A 17,953-nucleotide genomic window follows, 5' to 3' on the forward strand; every position below is an offset into this window, starting at 1 on the left:
CACGCAGGCCGCCCGGGGGATACGGGTCAGCCGTCCGGGGGATGTTGGAAGACGGGCGTAACTCCCTCGTGGGGGCGTCGTTGAGTCTGATGTCGGAGCGCTGGTCAGGCGCGATGACGGGAGACGGCCGATGCCCTGTCGGTCGAGGGGTGGCGGCGGGGCATCGTGCATAGAGGGGCCGGGCGTGTGAGGGGTGCGTCCGGCCCCTCCCCCTGTCCACATTCCGCTCCGCATACGACAAATGGCGGTGTCCCCACTGCGGGACACCGCCATTTGCGCTGACTGGCCTGGATCATGGCGCGCCGGTCACGGCGCGGGGGCGCCGGTCAGCCAACCGGCTGGGCGACGTTTCCCCGGACCCACTCGACGATGGACTGGGTGGTGGCACCCGGAGTGAAGATCTTCGCGACGCCGAGCTGCTCCAGCTCGGGGATGTCGGCGTCCGGGATGATGCCGCCGCCGAAGACCACGATGTCGGCCGCGTCGCGCTCGGCGAGCAGTTCGAGCACCCGCTTGAAAAGGGTCATGTGCGCGCCGGACAGCACGGAGAGGCCGACCGCGTCGGCGTCCTCCTGGATGGCGGTCTCCACGATCTGCTCCGGCGTCTGGTGCAGGCCCGTGTAGATGACCTCCATGCCAGCGTCGCGCAGCGCACGCGCGACGACCTTCGCGCCGCGGTCGTGGCCGTCCAGGCCAGGCTTCGCGACGACGACCCGGATACGAGAGCTCATCAGCGCACACCTTTCGCCGGCTCCGGCACTGTCACCTGAACGAACGGTAACCCGGCCGGCCGGGGGCCGGAAACCCGGGCAGCACCCCTAGGCCGGATACCGCCCCGACATCCGGACGAACCGCCGCCGGGGGCTCCGCACGAAACCGCCGCCAGAGGGCTCGTCTCGGCCCGACGAGATCCAGGAGACACGCCCTAGCGCGCACCCTCACGCGCCGGAAGTCGGACACCTCCGCCGAACGGTCACTGTGCGCTACGAACGGCCAGTCATCGGGCCATCCGACCGGCGGCACGAGCTATGACAAGAGCGGATGTAAATGGACATAACAAAACGCCAATTCGGCGCTTTGGCTTGTGACAGGTGTGGCGGTTGGCTACCGTGTCCACGGTTGTCATCAGGTCCACGGACGGGTGACGACGCGATCGCCGGACGTTCGACGGAGTTTCACCGAACGGTCGGCGCTCGCATCGGATTCCCGACAACGGAGGGTGTGCGTGCGCCAGCGCCTGTCGTCTGAGCCCGATAGATATCGCGGCCGTCGCCGCGTACCCACCCCTCCACGTAGCCGCTACGCCGCGGTCGTCACCACCGCCTTCGTGGGAGCCGGCATCGTCGCCCTCGGCGCGAACGCCCTCCCCGACGCCAAGAGCGTCAGCCCGTCGGTCCTGGACGAGCTCAAGCAGGCGTCGATCACCAGCCAGGACGCGGCGGCCCGGAGCGACAGCGCCGACCGCGCCTCCCGGTCCGACCGGACGGACGGCAAGGCCACCGCGGAGCAGGACGTCTGGCTGCTCCCCCTGCACAACTACGACTTCAAGACGTCGTATGGCATGCACTGGGGCAAGCTGCACACCGGCATCGACCTCGTTGCCCCGGAAGGCACCCCGTACGTCGCGATCCACGCTGGCACGGTCACCAAGGCCGGCTGGTTCGGCGGCTACGGCTACGCGGTGATCGTCCAGCACGCGGATGGCAGCGAGGCGATCTACGGCCACTCCTCGGCGCTCAACGTCAAGGAGGGCCAGCAGGTCCAGGCCGGCGACCAGCTCGGCCTGGTCGGGAACACCGGCCACTCCTACGGCTCGCACCTGCACCTGGAGGTCCATGTCAACGGGAAGCCGTTGGACCCGGTGCCGTGGCTCAAGAAGCGCGACGTGGACATTCAGCTCCAGATCGAGGCAATCTACGGCGAGGTAGCCGCGTCCTGACGCTGTGCACCGCCCACCGACCGCCCGGATCAGTCGATCCGGGCGGTTTTCGTTGCGGCAAAGTCTGCTGGATCACACCGGCAACTGTGAGCAGCACCACGGCCGAGCATGATCCTTTTTGCCGCCAAAGGGATCAGAACGAGGCGAACTCGGACAGCCCGTCACACCGCCGCAGCCGGTCACCCCGGAGCCGGTACCGGTCACGGCCCCGGCCGACACCAGTATTTCGAGGTCACGTGCCCCTCGACTGATGAAGGTCCCCGTGCAGGAAGACAGCTCCATCCAGAACGAGAACACCCCGGACACCCCCGGCCGGCACCGGCTGCGCACGCGCACGGGCCGGCGTGGCACCTACCTCGTCATCGGCGCGGTCGCGCTGGTCGGTCTCGGTCTCGGTGGCGTCGTTGTCACCACCGAAGCCGACCGCCGTACGCAGGAGCCGACCCCGGCCGCCGTCGACTTCGATGCCCGGGCCCGGGCCGAGGCCGCCGCCCGGGCTGACCGCTCCGCCCGGGAGTCGACCGCCCCGGTCACCCCGTCCGCCACCCCGGCCACTCCGTCGCCGAGCCCGACCAGCCCGTCGCCGAGCCCGACCACGGCGAGCCCGAAGCCGAAGCCGACGAAGACCGCCACCACCAAGCCGACGCCCAAGAAGACCGCCGCGCCGAAGCCCGCGTGGGTCATCCCGATGGCCGGTGCGGAGATCACCTCCTGCTACGGGCCGCGGTGGGGCACCCTGCACGCCGGCATCGACTTCGCGATGCCCAGCGGCACGCCGATCCACGCCGCCGCGGCGGGCACCGTGGTCAAGGCTGGTGATGCAGGCGACGGGTACGGCAACTCGGTCTTCATCGACCACCACAACGGCTACCTGACCCACTACGCGCACCAGAGCCGCCTGATCGTCGGCGTCGGCGACAAGGTGACCGCCGGTCAGGTCATCGGCTACGAGGGCTCCACCGGCGACTCCACCGGCCCGCACCTGCACTTCGAGGTGCACCAGGGCGCGATGTGGAACCAGATCGACCCCGCGCCGTTCCTGCGCGCCCGGGGCATCGGCGTGGCCTGCTGACCACCTTCTGGCCATCCGCCCGACGCACCCCTTACCTGCGTGGCTCCGGTCGATCGCACCGGGCCTGGGCGCAACCCCCGCAAGCACCCGCGACGGTCAAGACCCACGTCACCCGGGCGATCGCGAAGCTCGGTGTGCGCGACCGGGTCCAGTTGGTGATCACCGCCTACGAGACCGGGCTCATCCGGCCCGGCGGATGAGAGCGGGTAGCGAGCCCCGGCCCGGCGCACCGCCGGCCGAGGCTCGCCGCACGAGGCCGTTCAGAGCTTGTCGATCGGGGCGTGCCGGAGCACCAGCCACAGGGTCTGGTCACCGAAGTCGATCTGCGCCCGGGCGCCGGGGCCGTGCCCCTCCACCGCCAGCACCCGGCCGAGGCCGTAGCGCTGGTGGTTCACCCGGTCCCCCACCGACACCTTCGGCGCCTGCTTCAGCTCGCTGGCGGTGGACAGCCGGCTGGCGTCCACCCCGAGCCGCCTCGCCAGCTGGGTCGCCTTGGGCGTACCCCCGGTGAAGCCGCCGGGCGCGCGGTCCGCGCGGCCGCCGACGCCCCCGCCGCCGCCGGCCCACGAGGTGTACGAGCCCTCGGTGCGCTCCCAGCGGACCAGCGCCGGTGGCAGCTCCTCCAGGAATCGCGAGGGTGGGTTGTACGCCGGCTGCCCCCAGGCCGACCGGGTGACCGCCCGGGACAGGTAGAGGCGCTGCCGGGCCCGGGTGATCCCCACGTACGCCAGCCGCCGCTCCTCCTCCAGCTCGCGGTTGTCGCCCAGCGAGCGCAGGTGCGGGAAGACGCCGTCCTCCAGGCCGCTCAGGAAGACCACCGGGAACTCCAGGCCCTTGGCCGTGTGCAGCGTCATCAGGGTGACCACGCCCTGGTGGTCGGGGTCGTCGCTGGGGACCTGGTCGGCGTCGGCGACCAGCGCGACCTGCTCCAGGAAGCCGGCCACGGTGGCCCGCTCCCCCTCCTCGCCCAGCGCCTCGATCCGCTCGGTGTACTCGCGGGCGACGCTGACCAGCTCCTGGAGGTTGTCCACCCGGCCGGCGTCCTGCGGGTCCAGGCTCTCCTCCAGCTCGGTGAGGTAGCCCGAGCGGGTCAGCAGCGCCTCCAACACCTCCTCGGGAGTGCCGGTCACGGCCAGCTCGCGCGCGGAGTCGAGGAGGGCGACGAACTCGGCGATCCCGTTGGCCGCCCGGGTCGAGATCCCGGGCGCGTCCTTGGCCCGCCGCAGCGCCGCGCCGAAGGAGATCCGGTCGCGGCTGGCCAGCGCCTCCACGCACGCCTCGGCCCGCTCACCGATGCCCCGGCGGGGGGTGTTGAGGATCCGACGCAGGCTGACCGTGTCGTCGTCGTTGACCACCGCGCGCAGGTAGGCCAGCGCGTCGCGGACCTCCTTGCGCTCGTAGAAGCGCACCCCGCCGACCACCTTGTACGGCAGGCCGACCCGGATGAACACCTCCTCGAAGACCCGGGACATGGCGTTGGTGCGGTAGAAGACGGCCACGTCACCCGGGCGGGTGTCACCGGCGTCGACCAGCCGGTCGATCTCCCGGGCCACCCAGTCCGCCTCGGCGTGTTCGGTGTCGGCCACGTAGCCGACGATCTGCTCGCCGGCCCCGGCGTCGCTCCAGAGCCGCTTGGGCTTGCGGGAGGTGTTCCGGTCGATCACCGCGTTGGCGGCGTTGAGGATGGTCTGGGTGGAGCGGTAGTTCTGCTCCAGCAGGATCGTCCGGGCGTCGGTGAAGTCGCGCTCGAACTCCAGGATGTTGCGGATGGTCGCGCCCCGGAACGCGTAGATCGACTGGTCGGCGTCGCCGACCACGCACAGCTCCGCCGGCTCGACCCCCTCGGTGCCGGAGACCAGCTCCTTGATCAGCACGTACTGGGCGTGGTTGGTGTCCTGGTACTCGTCGACGAGGACGTGCCGGAACCGGCGTCGGTAGCTCTCCGCGACGTGCGGGTGCGACTGGAGCAGGTGCACCGTCGCCATGATCAGGTCGTCGAAGTCCAGGGCGTGCGCCTCGCGCAGCCGCCGTTGGTAGAGCGTGTAGGCCTCCGACAGGGCCCGCTCGTTGGGGCCCTTGGCCCGGGTCGCGAACTCCTCCGGATCGACCAGTTCGTTCTTCAGGTTGGAGACCTGGGCCGCCAGCCCGCGCGCCGGGTAGCGCTTTGGATCGAGGTCCAGCTCCCGGGCGACCAGTTGCATCAGCCGCCGGGAGTCGTCCGCGTCGTAGATCGAGAAGGTGGACTTCAGGCCGGCGTGCTCGTGCTCGGCGCGCAGGATCCGGACGCAGGCCGAGTGGAAGGTCGACACCCACATCAGCCGGGCACGCGGGCCGACCAGCGCGGCCACCCGGTCCTTCATCTCACCGGCGGCCTTGTTGGTGAACGTGATCGCGATGATCTCGCCCGGGTGCACCCCCCGCGCGCCGAGCAGGTACGCGATCCGGTTGGTCAGCACCCGGGTCTTGCCGGAGCCGGCGCCGGCCACGATCAGCAGGGGGGAACCGGCGTGGGTGACCGCGTCCCGCTGCGGGCCGTTCAGCCCGGCGAGGAGGTCCTGCGGGACCGACCGGGCCGACGGCTCCAGGTTGCCGCGCGACGACAGACGCGCCGAGCTGGAGCCGTCGCCGGCCGAGGGTGCGGTGGCCGGATCATGGCCGCCCGCCGGGCCGGAGTTGTCGCCTCCGGGCCGGTGCGGCGAGGTCGGCCGGGAGGAATCCGGCGCGGGCGGGGACGCGGGAATGTCGAAGAGAGGATGCATCGCACGGCGAGTCTATGCCGCCGGCCGGACACTTCCGGTCCGCGCCGGGCGGGACGAGACGAAGCCGTCATCGAGGTGTCACCGCCCACCCGTTGGCGGGATTCCTTGCGCGCCCCGCCCGCCGGTCGGCATACTCGACGGCGTGTTCGGTCAGCGCTTCTACTTTTACTACGGCACCGGGAGTCCGGCAGCCGTAGGTCGCGCCTGATCAACAGACCTGCGAAAGCCCCGGGCTCCTGGAGCCCGGGGCTTTTTCGTCCCGGGATCCGGGCAGCGGGGCCCGAGACCCGAAGGGTACGACGATGATGACTGACGTGGTGGAGTCCAGCGGTAGCCTGGCGCGGCACGACCAGCCGAACGAGACAGACCCGACCGGGGCCGCGACGGCCCGGACCGGCACCGACGACTCGGCCGCGGCCGAGCGGATCGTGGCCATCCGGGAGCGGATCGACGAGATCGACCGCACCATCGTCGCGCTCTGGCAGGAACGCGCCGCCCTGTCCCAGGAGGTCGGAGCCACCCGGATGGCCGCCGGCGGGACCCGGCTCGTGCTCTCCCGGGAGCGGGAGATCCTGGAGCGGTTCCGTCAGGCGCTCGGCGCGGACGGCACCCAGCTCGCGCTGCTGCTACTGCGTGCCGGCCGCGGACCCCTGTGAGGCGAGCCGCCGGGGCGACCGGGCTGCGGCCGGGCGGGCCGGCCGGGCCCGGATACGACGAACCGCCTGCCGGCGTCGGGCTGACTTCGGCAGGCGGTTCGGGGGGATCACGCCTCGTGGGTGGCCACGATCTCCCGCTGCTCGGCGAAGTGGCAGGCGCTCGGGTGGTCCGAGCCCCGGCGGATCTGGAGCAGCGGCACCTCCTGGGCGCACACGTCCTGCGCCTTCCAGCACCGGGTGCGGAACCGGCAGCCCGAGGGCGGGCTCACCGGGGAGGGGACGTCACCGGTAAGCCGGATGATCGCCTTGCTCTCCCGCACCGTCGGGTCCGGCACCGGCACCGCCGAGAGCAGCGCCTGCGTGTACGGGTGCGTCGGCCGCTCGTAGATCTCGTCCTCGGTGCCGATCTCCGCGATCTTGCCGAGGTACATCACCGCGACCCGGTCGGAGAGGTGCCGCACGACCGACAGGTCGTGCGCGATGAAGACGTACGACAGACCGAACTCGTTCTGGAGCTTCTCCAGCAGGTTCATCACCTGCGCCTGGATGGACACGTCCAGGGCCGACACCGGCTCGTCGCAGACGATGATCTCGGGCCGCAGGGCGAGCGCCCGGGCGATGCCGATGCGCTGCCGCTGGCCGCCGGAGAACTGGTGCGGGTACCGGTTGATGTGCTCCGGGTTCAGGCCGACCAGGTCGAGCAGCTCCTTGACCTTGCTCCGGCGGGATCCCTTCGGAGCCACCTCGGGGTGGATCTCGAACGGCTCACCGATCAGGTCACCGACCGTCATGCGCGGGTTGAGCGAGGTGTACGGGTCCTGCATCACCAGCTGGATCTGCCGGCGCAGGCGCCGCAGCGCCCCACCGGAGAGCTTGGAGATGTCCTGCCCCTTGTAGATCACCTGGCCGGCGGTCGGCCGCTCCAGGTTCATCAGAACCCGGGCCAGCGTCGACTTGCCGCAACCGGACTCGCCCACCACGCCCAGGGTCTCGCCGGCCTTCAGGTCGAAGGAGACGCCGTCGACCGCCTTGACGTGACCGATGGTCTTCTTGAACACGACGCCCCGGGTGACCGGGTAGTGCTTGACCAGGTCACGGACCTCGATGATGTTCTCAGTCACGGTTCACGAGCTCCTCGGCGAAGTGGCAGGCGCTGGCCCTGCCGCGGCCCAGCTGCAGCAGCGCGGGCAGCTTCTCCCGGCACACCGGCTGCGCCATCGGGCATCGGGGGTTGAACGCGCAGCCCGACGGGATGTTCATCAGGTTCGGCGGAAGGCCCTTGATGGTACGGAGCTCCTGCCCCTTCTCGTCCATCCGCGGGATCGAGTTGAGCAGGCCGAGGGTGTACGGGTGCGCCGGCTTGGCGTACAGGTCGTACACATCGGCTTCCTCGACGATCCGGCCGGCGTACATGACCGCGATCCGGTCCGCGACGTCGGCGACCACGCCGAGGTCGTGGGTGATCAGGATCATGCCCATCCGCCGCTCCCGCTGGAGTTCGCCGAGCAGGTCCATGATCTGGGCCTGCACGGTCACGTCCAGCGCGGTGGTCGGCTCGTCGGCGATCAGCACCTCGGGGTCCAGCGCCAGCGACATCGCGATCATGGCGCGCTGCCGCATACCACCCGAGAACTGGTGCGGGTAGTTGCTGTACCGGCCCTTGGCGTTCGGGATCTTCACCTGGTCGAGCATCTCGATCGCGCGCTTCTTGGCGTCCGAGCGGCTCATGCCGCGACGGATGCGGAACTGCTCGGCGATCTGGAAACCGACGGTGAAAACCGGGTTGAGGGCGGAGAGCGAGTCCTGGAAGATCATGGCGATGCCTTCGCCCCGGATCCGCCGCCGCTGCTCGGCGGACATCTTGAGCATGTCCTTGCCGTGGAAGCGGACCTGGCCGCCGGTGACGAAGCCGGGCGGGGTGTCGAGGATGCCCATGATCGTCTGCGCGGTGACGCTCTTGCCGGAGCCGGACTCGCCGAGCACGGCGAGGGTCTCCCCCGCGTCGACGTGGTACGTCACCCCGTTGATGACCTTGGCGACGCCGTCCCGGGTACGGAACTCCACCCGCAGGTCGTCGACCTCCAGCAGCCGGCCCGAGGGGCGGCCGGATCCGTCAGCGCCCGGCGCGGACTGCTCGGACACGAGAATGTCGGACAACTCAGTTCCCCTATCGGAGCTTCGGGTCGAGGGCCTCGCGGACCGTCTCGCCGAGCATGACGAAGCTCAGCACGGCGGTGACGAGGAACGCGGAGGGGAAGAACAGCAGGTACGGCGCGACCCGGATCAGGTTCTGCGCCTCGCTGATCATGATGCCCCAGGACACCACCGGGCTCTTCAGGCCGATGCCCAGGAAGGAGAGCGTGGCCTCGGTGCCGATGAAGGAGCCGACCATGATCGTCCCGTACACCAGGATCGGCGCGAGGCAGTTGGGCAGCAGGTGCTTGAAGATGATCCGGCCCGTGCCGGCGCCCAGCGCCCGAGCCGCGACGATGTAGTCGGCCTCCTTGGTGGCCAGCACCGCGGAGCGCATCAGTCGCATCACGACCGGCCAGCTCAGCACGGTCAGCGACATGATCACCAGGCCCATGATCGTCCACTCGTTGTTGTCAGTGCCCGAACCGTTGAAGGTGGTCAGGATGACGATCGAGCCGAGCACGAAGGGCAGGCCGAAGAAGATGTCCGCGATGCGGGAGAGCACCGCGTCCACCCAGCCGCCGCGGTAACCGGCGATCATGCCCATGGCGCCGCCGATCAGCAGGGTGCCGATCACGGAGAGCAGCGCCACCACGATCGAGGCGCGGGCACCGTAGATCGTCCGGGCGAACACGTCCCGGCCCTGCACGTCATAGCCGAACCAGGCGTCCGACGACGGCTTCACCAGGCTGCGGGACAGGTCGCCGTTCACCGCGTCGCCGGAGGTGAAGAGCGACGGGAACGCGGCCATCGCCACGAAGAACACGATGAACGCGGCGGAGATCCAGAACAGCGGCTTCCGGCGCAGGTCGAGCCAGGCGTCGCCAAGGAGGCCGCGCGGCCGCTGCTGCTTCCCGGGGGCGACGTTGGTCGGCGCGCCACCCTCGGCAGGCGCCTCGACGCGGGGGGTGCTGACCAGCGATGCGGCACTCGGGTCGCTCATGCCCACACCTCGCTTCGCTCGGCGCGGGCCTGAGTGCCCACGCGCATTGCCTTGATGATCGGTTCGCTGTGTTCGCGGCGCTCACTCATAGCGAATCCTCGGGTCCAGGGCGGCGTAGAGCAGGTCTACCAGCAGGTTCATCACGAGATAGACGACCACCAGGACCACCACGATGCCGACAACGGTAGCGCTTTCCTTGGTGACGATCGAGCGGAGGACCTGGCGGCCGATGCCGTTGATGCCGAAGATGCCCTCGGTGATGATCGCGCCACTCATCAGGGCGCCGAGGTCGGTGCCGAGCAGGGTGATGACCGGGATGAGCGAGTTGCGCAGCAGGTGCACGCCCACCACCCGACGCATGGGCAGGCCCTTGGCGATGGCGGTGCGGACGTAGTCGGCGCGCCGGTTCTCCGCGATGCTGGTGCGCGCCAGCCGGGCGATGTACGCCATCGAGGCGCTACCGAGCACGAAGCCGGGCAGGATCAGCTCGCTGATCCGCATCTCGGAGGAGACGGTGGGCGTGACGATGCCCCACTTGACGCCGAAGAACCACTGGAGCACGAAACCGATGACGAAGACCGGCAGCGCGATCAGGAAGAGGGTGGAGACCAGGACCAGGTTGTCCAGGAAGCCGTTGCGCCGGAGACCGGTCAGCACGCCCGCGCCGAGACCGATGATGGCCTCGATGGCGAGCGCGACCACCGCCAACTTCAGGGTGTTGGGGTACGACGTCATGATGATGTCGCTGATCGGCCGACCACCGAAGGTGATGCCGAAGTCACCCTGGAACAGGTTCTTCATGTAGCTGGCATACTGCACCAAGATCGAGTCGTCGAGGTGGTACTTGGCGGTCATGACCGCGCGGAAGTTGTCCGGGCAGGCCCGATCGCCGCACTTGCCGGCGAAGGGATCGCCGGGAACCGACCAGACGAGCCAGTAGATCAGGAATGTCGTGCCGATGAACACCGGCACGAGTTGCAGCAGCCGTCTCAAGAGATAACGGCCCATGGGGTGGTCCTCCAGACAGGGGGCGCGTCGGTTCGGCCGACACGGTGGCGACAACGTGCGAGGGGTTTGTTGTACACCCCCTCGCGGAACGGCCCCGGGTCGGGCTCACCGGTAGGCGAGCCCGACCCGGGGTCAGACCGTTCGGATCAGAGCTCGACCGAGGTGATGTCGATCTCGCCGACGTTGGTCAGTTCCATCTTCTTGATCTTCTCCGAGTGGCCGGACTGCTGGCCCTGGAAGTAGACCGGAATGGACGGAACGTCCTGGTCGATCTTCTTGACCGCCTCGGCGAACTTCTTGTGCGACTCGTCGAGGCTGGGGGCCGCGAGGGCCTCCTTGGCCAGGGCGTCGACCTCCGGGTTGCTGTACAGACCGTCGTTCGAGGAGCCACCGGTCACGTAGAGCGGCATGATCCAGTTCTCCACGTCCGGGTAGTCCTGCTGCCAACCCGCACGGTAGGGACCGGTCATCTTGTGGGCGTTGATGTTCTGCCGGAAGACCGCGAAGGTCGGCATGGGGGTGGCGACAGCGTCGATGTTCAGGGTGGTCTTGATCTGCTGGGCCACGGCCTCCATCCACTCCTTGTGGCTGGCGTCACCGTTGTAGAACAGCTGCATCTTGCCGGTGAAGCCGCTGGACTCCGCGAAGAGCTTCTTGGCCTCGTCCGGGTTGTACTGGCAGGCGGTGCAGTTGCCCGGCTCGGCGCCCGGGGTCAGCGGGTTGGCCCAGCTGTCGGCCGGCGTGCGGTTACCGAAGAAGATCTTGTCGGTGATCGCCTTCCGGTCGATCGACAGCGAGACCGCCCGACGCAGCTTCGGGTCCTGGAAGCGCTTGTCGTAGATCGGGAAGGCGATGATGCCCGTCGACGGGGTGATGGAGGCGATGGCCCGGTCGCCCAGGTCGGCCTTCCACTTGTCGCCGGCCAGGGACGAGACCGGGACCTGCTGCATGAAGTCGATGGTGCCGGAGACCAGCTCGGCGTACGCGGCCGTGTCCTCCTGGAAGATCTTGACGGTGACGTCCTTGATCTTCATCCGGTCGCGCAGGCTGTAGTCGTCGAAGCGGGTCAGCTTGATCTCGATGTCGTCCTGCCACGAGACAAACTTGACCGGGCCGTTACCGATCGGCTTCTTGCCGAACTCCTCCGGCTTCTGCGTGAAGAAGGCGTCCGGCAGCGGCACGAAGGCGCTGTAGCCCAGCTTGGTCGGCCACACCGCGGTCGGCGCGGCGAGGGTGGCCTCGAAGGTCCAATCGTCGATGACCTTGAGGCCGGACATCTCCTTGGCCTTGGGCTCCGGGGCCTTCTTCGGGCCGTCCGGGCCGTCCGGGTCCTCGGTGTAGACCTCGTCGAAGCCCTGGATGTCGGCGAAGAAGCTGGCGTTCTGCGCGCCGTTCGGGCCGTACGCCGCCCAGTTCCAGGCCTTGACGAAGTTCTCGGCCTTGACGGGGGTGCCGTCGTGGAACTTGGTGTTCTGCTTGAGCTTGATCGTGAAGACCTTGGAGTCCTTGGTCTCGATCGACTCGGCAACCGCGTTCTGGGGGGCACCACCGTTGTTGGGGTACTCGACCAGACCGGTCCACAGGTAGTCGATGATCGCGCCGCCACCGGTCTCGGTGGTGTCCGCCGGAACCAGGGGGCGCTCCGGCTGGGTGCCCTCAATGGTGATCGCGCCGTCCTTGCTGGCGCTGGCGTCGTCGCTGCCACCACTGTTGTCGTTCGAGCAGCCGGACGCGACGAGCGCGAACGCCGCACCCACCGCGAGCGCGCCGCTCGCCCGCTTCGAGACTCTCATTCCGAGGGGCCTCCTCTTTCTAACCTGGTTCCGTCGTGAACTTCACGCACGTCTTTGGGGGGTGACACCAACCGCCGACCCGAACCACAGGTCGCCGGCTTACCGCAGAGGAAATCGGGACACCCCAGGGGTACCGATCCGCCGGGCACCACACCCAGGCGAGAGCACCACACAGGGCCGACAACCACCCAACGTCACAAGAAAACGACATCGCGTGATCGGCGGACCCGACGAGGTGCCCACACCGAGGGTGAGGTGCTGCCACTGTGACACCCACCGGCCCGTTCCGTGAAGGTGCCGTTATCAAGCCGTTAGTTGGCCGCCACGTTGCCGATACTTGAGAAAAGATCATGAAACGTGCCGGTCATACCGCTCTGAACAGGTAAGACATGGTCACGTCGAGCCGGACCCCCGCGTAGGCTCGGTGGCTGTGAGCTTCCCCGCCTCCGCTCCGGCGCTCCCCGACATCCGCCGGACGCTGGCCGTATTTGCCCATCCGGACGATGTCGACTTCGGCTGTGCGGGCACCATTGCCCGCTGGCTGGACGAGGGTATCGAGGTGGCGTACCTGATCGTGACCCGGGGGGAGTCCGGCGGGCTCGACGACACTCCGCGTGAGGAGATACCCGCCCTGCGCGAGGCGGAGCAGCGGGCGGCGGCCGCCGCGGTCGGCGTACACCGGGTCGACTTCCTCGACGGGTACCCCGACGGCCTGCTCACCCCCGGCCCGGAGCTGCGCCGCGACATCACCGCCGCGATCCGCCGGTTCCGGCCGGACCGGGTGCTCACCAGTTCCCCGCTACGCCGCTGGGAACTCATCACCGGCCCGAGCCACCCCGACCACCTGGCCGTCGGCGAGGCCACCACCTGCGCGGTCTACCCCGACTCGCGCAACCGGTTCGCCTTCCCCGAGCTGCTCGCCGAAGGGCTCGAGCCCTGGGTGGTCCGGGAGATCTGGTACGCGGGCGGCCCCGCGCCGGACCACGCCGTCGACGTGACCGACCGGGTCGACCGGAAGATCGCCGCGATGCGGGCGCACCACTCACAGACCGCGCAGCTGGACGTGGCGACGTGGGTACACGACCTGCTCAGCCGGATCGCCGGCGACGCCGGGCTCCCCGCCGGCCGGCTGGCCGAGGCGTTCACCGTGCTGCGTACCGAGTGATCGGAGCGGTCCACCCGGCGGGCGGGCCGGTGCCCGTCAGACCAGCCGGCGGTCGGCCGCCCAGCGGGACAGCTCGTACCGGTTGGACATCTGGAGCTTGCGCAGCACGTTGGAGACGTGCGTCTCGACCGTCTTGATCGAGATGTACAGCTCCTTGGCGATCTCCTTGTACGCGTACCCCCTGGCCAGCAGCCGGAGCACCTCGCGCTCCCGGTTGGTGAGCTGGTCCAGCTCCGGATCGGCGACCGGCGCGTCCGGCCGGGCCGCGAACGCGTCGAGCACGAACCCGGCCAGCCGGGGACTGAACACCGCGTCCCCCTCGGCCACCCGGCGGATGGCGTCGGTCAGCTCGTCCGGCGAGATGGTCTTGGTGACGTAGCCCCGGGCTCCGGCCCGGATCAACCCGATCACGTCCTCGGCCGCGTCGGAGACGCTCAACGCCAGGAACCGCACCTGCGGGTGGGTACGCCGCATCGCCTCCAGCACCGCCCGGCCACCGCCGTCCGGCATGTGCACGTCGAGCAGCACCACGTCGGGCTGGGTCGCCGTGATCCGGCTGACCGCCTCGGCCACCGTGCTGGCCTCGCCCACCACCTCGACGTGCCCGCCGAGCTCGGCGCGTACGCCGGCCCGGAACATGGCGTGGTCGTCGACGAGAAACACCCGCAGCCGCCCGTCCCGGGGCGCCGCCGCCTCGACCGGTCCCTGCTCGACCATGGTCACCTGTCCCTTTCCGCCGTGGAGCCGGAGCCGCTGATCGGCAGGATCAGTCGGACCTCGGTCCCCTCCCCCGGCCCGGACCGGATCTCCGCCCGGCCGCCGTGCCGCTTCATCCGCCCGATGATCGAGCCCCGGACGCCGTGCCGGTGATCCTCCACCGTATCCGGATCGAAGCCCTTACCCCGGTCCCGTACGAAGGCGCTGACCTGATCCGGCTCCACCTCGGCGTAGAGCGACACCGTGCTGACCCCGGCGTGCCGGGCCGCGTTGACCAACGCCTCCCGGGCCGCGGCGACGAGCGCGCCCACCCGCTCGTCGGTCTCGCGGTCGCCCACCACCACCGCTTCCACGGTGATGGCGAAGGTGTCCTCCACCTCGGCGGCGGCCTGCTCCAGAGCGGCGGCGAAACGCTCCGTCGGCGAGGCGGTCGGCTTGTAGAGCCAGTTCCGCAGCGACCGTTCCTGGCCGCGGGCCAGCCGCTGCACGGTCTTGACGTCGCTGGCGTTGCGCTGGATCAGGGCGAGGGTGTGCAGCACCTGGTCGTGCACCATCGCGGCCAGCTCGGCGCGTTCCTGCTCGCGGATCCGCCCCTCGCGCTCCGAACGCAGTTGGTTCCAGGTACGCCAGAGCACCGGCCCCGTCACGACGCCGACCCCGGCCAGCCCGACCACCGCGAAGATCACACCGTTGAGCACCGCGTCGAAGTTCTGCGCCGGCGAGTAGACCGCGGCCACGCCGATGATGCCGACCGCGACGAGCACCCCGCCACCGACGAAGCGGAGCACGAAGGCGCGCCGGTCGCTCTCCTCCACCACCGCGCCGAGCCAGGGCACCGCCATCGACCCACTCCACTGCTGGCGACGCTCGGGCGCGGACTGGTGCCAGATCACGCCGGCGCCGACCGCGATGATCGCGACCAGCCAGCCGGCGGTGCCGGCGGCGCCGACCGAGTGGAAGGCCATCATCTGGACCAGCAGCACGCCCAGCCCGATCGCCACGAAGGGCAGGAGCTGGGCGAGGTCGCGGCGGGGCGGGACGGCGGTGTCTCCCGGGCGGGGCGGGACGACCGCCCAGAAGGCGGCGTACAACAGCAGCCCGAGACCGTTCAGCCCGAGCAGCACCATGAAGGCGATCCGGACACGGAGCACCGAGATGCCGAGGTGCTCGGCGATGCCGGCGGCCACCCCGGCGGCCAGCCGGTGCTCGGTGGCCCGGTAGAGCCGCGGGGAATGTGGGGTCGCGGTGCTGCTGATCGGAGACTCCCGGGGTCGGGCGGGCGGTCGTGACGATGGGCCGGCCTGCGCCGGCGCCGATTCGATCGTCACACGGCCGGGCCGCCGGCGACCATCGGGACGCCCCCGACATTCGGGGCCCCGAGATCTCAGGGTGGCGTCAGGGTCGGGTCCGGAGGACGTTCAGGCGGAGCGCGCAGCAGGATCAGAGGTATGACCGAGGAAGCTGCCCGTCCGCCCCAGCCCGGGGCGCTGCCACCGGACGGGCCACCGCCACCCCCACCGGCCGGCTCCGCCGGGCCGCCACCGGGCGGGCCGGCCGCCGGCTCCGCGCCGTTCGGGCCACCGCCCCCCGGGTACGCCCCACCGCCCGGCGGCTTCACCTCCCGGTACGGGCTGGTCCGCCCGCGCGACGGCCGCTACCTGGCCGGCGTCTGCGCCGCCATCGGCCGGGCCACCAACACCGACCCGGTCCTGTGGCGGGTGATCCTCGCCGTGCTGGGCTTCTTCGGGGGCGTCGGCATCCTGGTCTACGTCACCGCCTGGCTGCTCATCCCCAGCGAGGGGGACACCGCCTCCCCGGTGGAGTCGATGCTCGGCCGGGGCCGGTCGAGCATGTCCCCGGTCACTGTGATCGTGCTCAGCATCGTGGTCGCGGTCGGCTTCGGCTACATCGTCACCAACGCCCTCCGGGCGGTGCTGCTCGGCGCGCTGATCCTCATCGGCGGCGCGCTGCTGCTCAACCGCCAACCGCGCGACCCGTCGGAGCAGGCCGCGTCCGGCCCGGTGCCGCCGACGGCGGGCTGGCCGGCGTCCGGTCCCACCGCGCCCGGCGCCGGAGCGTCGGCGGGCACGGCCGGACCGACGGGCTGGGCCGGCCCGTACGCCGGCGGCCCCGCCCAACCGGCCCGGACCCAGCCCTCGGGGCCACCGGCCTGGCCGACGACCGGCGGCAGCGCCCAACCGGCCTGGTCGACGCCGGGCAGCACCCCCCAACCGGCCTGGCCCGGCGCGGTGCCCGCCGTGCCACCGGCCGGGGACTGGGCCGGCACGGCTCCGGGCGGCCCCGGCTCGGCGACCGGCGACCGCACCGCCGGGTCGGATCCCGAACACGTGGCCGCCGGTTACGGCCCCGGAGCGGGTGCGGAGCAGACCGCCCGGATGCCCGCCGAACCGACTGCCGTCGAACAGCCGGGGCCGGCGACCGGGTACGCCGCGGGATCGACCGCGGTCCTGGGTGACCGGACCACCGGGACCTGGGGAACCGAGACGCCGACCGGGCCGGGCACGCCGACGACCGGGGGCACCCCGCTCGGGCCGACCGGGCCCGTGCCGCCTCAGTCGCCGGTGGGCGCCCCACTGCCGCCCGGCGGATACCGTCCGCCGTTCGCGCCGCACGGCCCGTACGCCGGGGCGTACCCGCCGGCGCCACCGGCCCCCACCCGGCCGGCGCGGCCACCGAAGCGGCCGAAGGAGCGTTCGGCGCTCGGCGCGATCACCTTCTCACTGATCTTCCTGGCGCTGGGCGTGGTGGCCGTGCTCGACCTGCTCGACGTCTTCGCGGTCGGCGCGGCCGGGTACTTCGCCGCGGCGCTGGCCACCATCGGGCTCGGCCTGCTGGTGGGCACCTGGTTCGGCCGGGCCCGCTGGCTGATCTCGCTCGGCCTGGTCGCCGCGACCGCGCTCGGCATCGCCACCGTCGCCGAGTCCTACGACCGGGTACGCGGGATCGACGGCAACGTCACCTGGGCACCGGTCGACTACCAGGCCCTGGCCGTCCGCTACCGGAGCAACTTCGGGGACGCGGTGCTCGACCTGCGCTCGGTGGACTTCGCCGGGAAGGACACGGAGATCACTGTGGAGGTCAACTTCGGCACGCTGAGCGTGGTCGTACCGCCGAAGGTCGACGTCACCACGGTGACCGACGTGAACGCCGGGGACGCCACCGTCTTCGGCAAGCGCGCCAGCGGGCTCAACGGCCCCAAGTGGGAGACCACCGACCTCGGGCCGGACGGCCGGGGCGGAGGCATCCTGCGGCTGTTCATCCACATGAACGCCGGAGATCTGGAGGTGACCCGGTGAAGGCCCACCGCACCGACATCGTGTCGTTCGCATTCGGGCTGGTCTTCCTGGCCCTCTCCGTCTGGTGGCTGCTCGCCCGGATCCTCGGGCTCACCCTGCCCCCGGTCGGCTGGTTCCTGGCCGGCGCGCTCATCCTCGTCGGGCTGCTGAGCCTGCTCGGCGCGCTCCGGTCGGGGCGGCACACCGACGCCGAGGCCGCCCGCCGGGCGCCGGAGTCCACCGTCGCCACGCCCTACCTGGGCGGCACCCCGACCAGCGGGGCGACCGCCGCCGGGGCCGACGAGTGGGCCACCGACGTGGTGACCGCCGGCCCCGTCGAGGCGCGCCAGGATGGCCCCGCCGAGGTGGCGTACGGGTCATCGGTCGAGGCGCCGTCGACCGCCGGCCCGAC

The 17,953-nt window shown here is 70.7% G+C and carries 14 protein-coding genes and 1 pseudogene; 6 read left to right on the forward strand and 9 right to left on the reverse strand.

What is annotated here, in order from left to right:
- Positions 1–326: 326 nt before the first annotated feature.
- Positions 327–731, reverse strand: a complete 405-nt coding sequence (icmB, locus tag GA0070604_RS27420; RefSeq protein WP_091124880.1) for a coenzyme B12-dependent isobutyryl CoA mutase small subunit — start codon at positions 729–731, stop codon at positions 327–329.
- Positions 732–1,225: 494 nt separating this feature from the next.
- Between icmB and GA0070604_RS27425 the strand changes: the two genes are divergently transcribed.
- The gene (locus GA0070604_RS27425) at positions 1,226–1,939 is read left to right on the forward strand and encodes a M23 family metallopeptidase (RefSeq protein ID WP_091124883.1); all 714 of its coding nucleotides are present in this window, start codon (positions 1,226–1,228) and stop codon (positions 1,937–1,939) included.
- Between the two features lie 250 nt (positions 1,940–2,189).
- Positions 2,190–3,011: a M23 family metallopeptidase gene (locus GA0070604_RS27430; protein ID WP_091124887.1), complete on the forward strand. Its 822-nt coding sequence runs from the start codon at positions 2,190–2,192 to the stop codon at positions 3,009–3,011.
- A gap of 260 nt (positions 3,012–3,271) precedes the next feature.
- Here the strand turns inward: GA0070604_RS27430 and pcrA are convergent, their stop codons facing one another.
- Positions 3,272–5,770 (reverse strand): DNA helicase PcrA, encoded by a 2,499-nt coding sequence (pcrA, locus tag GA0070604_RS27440; RefSeq protein ID WP_091124894.1) that lies wholly within the window; start codon positions 5,768–5,770, stop codon positions 3,272–3,274.
- Positions 5,771–6,072: 302 nt separating this feature from the next.
- Between pcrA and GA0070604_RS27445 the strand changes: the two genes are divergently transcribed.
- Positions 6,073–6,426: a chorismate mutase gene (locus GA0070604_RS27445; protein WP_091124898.1), complete on the forward strand. Its 354-nt coding sequence runs from the start codon at positions 6,073–6,075 to the stop codon at positions 6,424–6,426.
- Positions 6,427–6,533: 107 nt separating this feature from the next.
- Here the strand turns inward: GA0070604_RS27445 and GA0070604_RS27450 are convergent, their stop codons facing one another.
- The 5 genes from GA0070604_RS27450 to GA0070604_RS27470 all read right to left on the reverse strand — a co-directional run bounded on the left by GA0070604_RS27450 (position 6,534) and on the right by GA0070604_RS27470 (position 12,363).
- On the reverse strand, positions 6,534–7,547 hold the full coding sequence (locus GA0070604_RS27450; protein ID WP_091124902.1) for an ABC transporter ATP-binding protein: 1,014 nt from the start codon (positions 7,545–7,547) through the stop codon (positions 6,534–6,536).
- Entirely contained in the window at positions 7,540–8,568 is a 1,029-nt protein-coding gene (locus tag GA0070604_RS27455) for an ABC transporter ATP-binding protein (protein WP_091124905.1), read from the reverse strand. The genes GA0070604_RS27450 and GA0070604_RS27455 overlap by 8 nt, the downstream gene beginning before the upstream one ends.
- A gap of 25 nt (positions 8,569–8,593) precedes the next feature.
- Entirely contained in the window at positions 8,594–9,562 is a 969-nt protein-coding gene (locus GA0070604_RS27460) for an ABC transporter permease (protein ID WP_091124909.1), read from the reverse strand.
- An 81-nt stretch (positions 9,563–9,643) separates the two neighbouring features.
- Positions 9,644–10,570 carry an ABC transporter permease gene (locus GA0070604_RS27465; protein ID WP_091124912.1) on the reverse strand — a complete coding sequence of 309 codons (927 nt, stop codon included), beginning with the start codon at positions 10,568–10,570 and terminating at the stop codon, positions 9,644–9,646.
- A 146-nt stretch (positions 10,571–10,716) separates the two neighbouring features.
- Positions 10,717–12,363 (reverse strand): peptide ABC transporter substrate-binding protein, encoded by a 1,647-nt coding sequence (locus GA0070604_RS27470; protein WP_091124916.1) that lies wholly within the window; start codon positions 12,361–12,363, stop codon positions 10,717–10,719.
- Positions 12,364–12,793: 430 nt separating this feature from the next.
- On the opposite strand from GA0070604_RS27470, the gene GA0070604_RS27475 reads away from it, so the two are divergent.
- Entirely contained in the window at positions 12,794–13,528 is a 735-nt protein-coding gene (locus GA0070604_RS27475; RefSeq protein WP_244162097.1) for a PIG-L deacetylase family protein, read from the forward strand.
- A gap of 36 nt (positions 13,529–13,564) precedes the next feature.
- On the opposite strand, the gene GA0070604_RS27480 is transcribed toward GA0070604_RS27475, so the two are convergent.
- Positions 13,565–14,245, reverse strand: a complete 681-nt coding sequence (locus tag GA0070604_RS27480) for a response regulator (RefSeq protein ID WP_091127454.1) — start codon at positions 14,243–14,245, stop codon at positions 13,565–13,567.
- Positions 14,246–14,247: 2 nt separating this feature from the next.
- On the reverse strand, positions 14,248–15,501 hold the full coding sequence (locus GA0070604_RS27485; RefSeq protein ID WP_091127455.1) for an ATP-binding protein: 1,254 nt from the start codon (positions 15,499–15,501) through the stop codon (positions 14,248–14,250).
- Between the two features lie 192 nt (positions 15,502–15,693).
- On the opposite strand from GA0070604_RS27485, the gene GA0070604_RS27490 reads away from it, so the two are divergent.
- A complete protein-coding gene (locus tag GA0070604_RS27490) occupies positions 15,694–17,562 on the forward strand; it encodes a PspC domain-containing protein (RefSeq protein WP_091124920.1) in 1,869 nt (622 codons plus the stop codon).
- Positions 17,559–17,789, forward strand: a pseudogene (locus GA0070604_RS27495) (hypothetical protein); the annotation flags it as partial. The gene GA0070604_RS27490 and the pseudogene GA0070604_RS27495, both read left to right, overlap by 4 nt.
- Positions 17,790–17,953 lie beyond the last annotated feature (164 nt).

This window comes from Micromonospora eburnea (genome assembly GCF_900090225.1).
Taxonomy (GTDB): domain Bacteria; phylum Actinomycetota; class Actinomycetes; order Mycobacteriales; family Micromonosporaceae; genus Micromonospora; species Micromonospora eburnea.

Bases quoted from the DNA above. Each gene is read 5' to 3' on its own strand.
- icmB (WP_091124880.1), bottom strand. From the start codon at position 731: ATGAGCTCTCGTATCCGGGTCGTCGTCGCGAAGCCTGGCCTGGACGGC.
- GA0070604_RS27430 (WP_091124887.1), top strand. From the start codon at position 2,190: ATGAAGGTCCCCGTGCAGGAAGACAGCTCCATCCAGAACGAGAACACC.
- pcrA (WP_091124894.1), bottom strand. From the start codon at position 5,770: ATGCATCCTCTCTTCGACATTCCCGCGTCCCCGCCCGCGCCGGATTCC.
- GA0070604_RS27445 (WP_091124898.1), top strand. From the start codon at position 6,073: ATGATGACTGACGTGGTGGAGTCCAGCGGTAGCCTGGCGCGGCACGAC.
- GA0070604_RS27460 (WP_091124909.1), bottom strand. From the start codon at position 9,562: ATGAGCGACCCGAGTGCCGCATCGCTGGTCAGCACCCCCCGCGTCGAG.
- GA0070604_RS27465 (WP_091124912.1), bottom strand. From the start codon at position 10,570: ATGGGCCGTTATCTCTTGAGACGGCTGCTGCAACTCGTGCCGGTGTTC.
- GA0070604_RS27470 (WP_091124916.1), bottom strand. From the start codon at position 12,363: ATGAGAGTCTCGAAGCGGGCGAGCGGCGCGCTCGCGGTGGGTGCGGCG.
- GA0070604_RS27480 (WP_091127454.1), bottom strand. From the start codon at position 14,245: ATGGTCGAGCAGGGACCGGTCGAGGCGGCGGCGCCCCGGGACGGGCGG.
- GA0070604_RS27490 (WP_091124920.1), top strand. From the start codon at position 15,694: ATGACCGAGGAAGCTGCCCGTCCGCCCCAGCCCGGGGCGCTGCCACCG.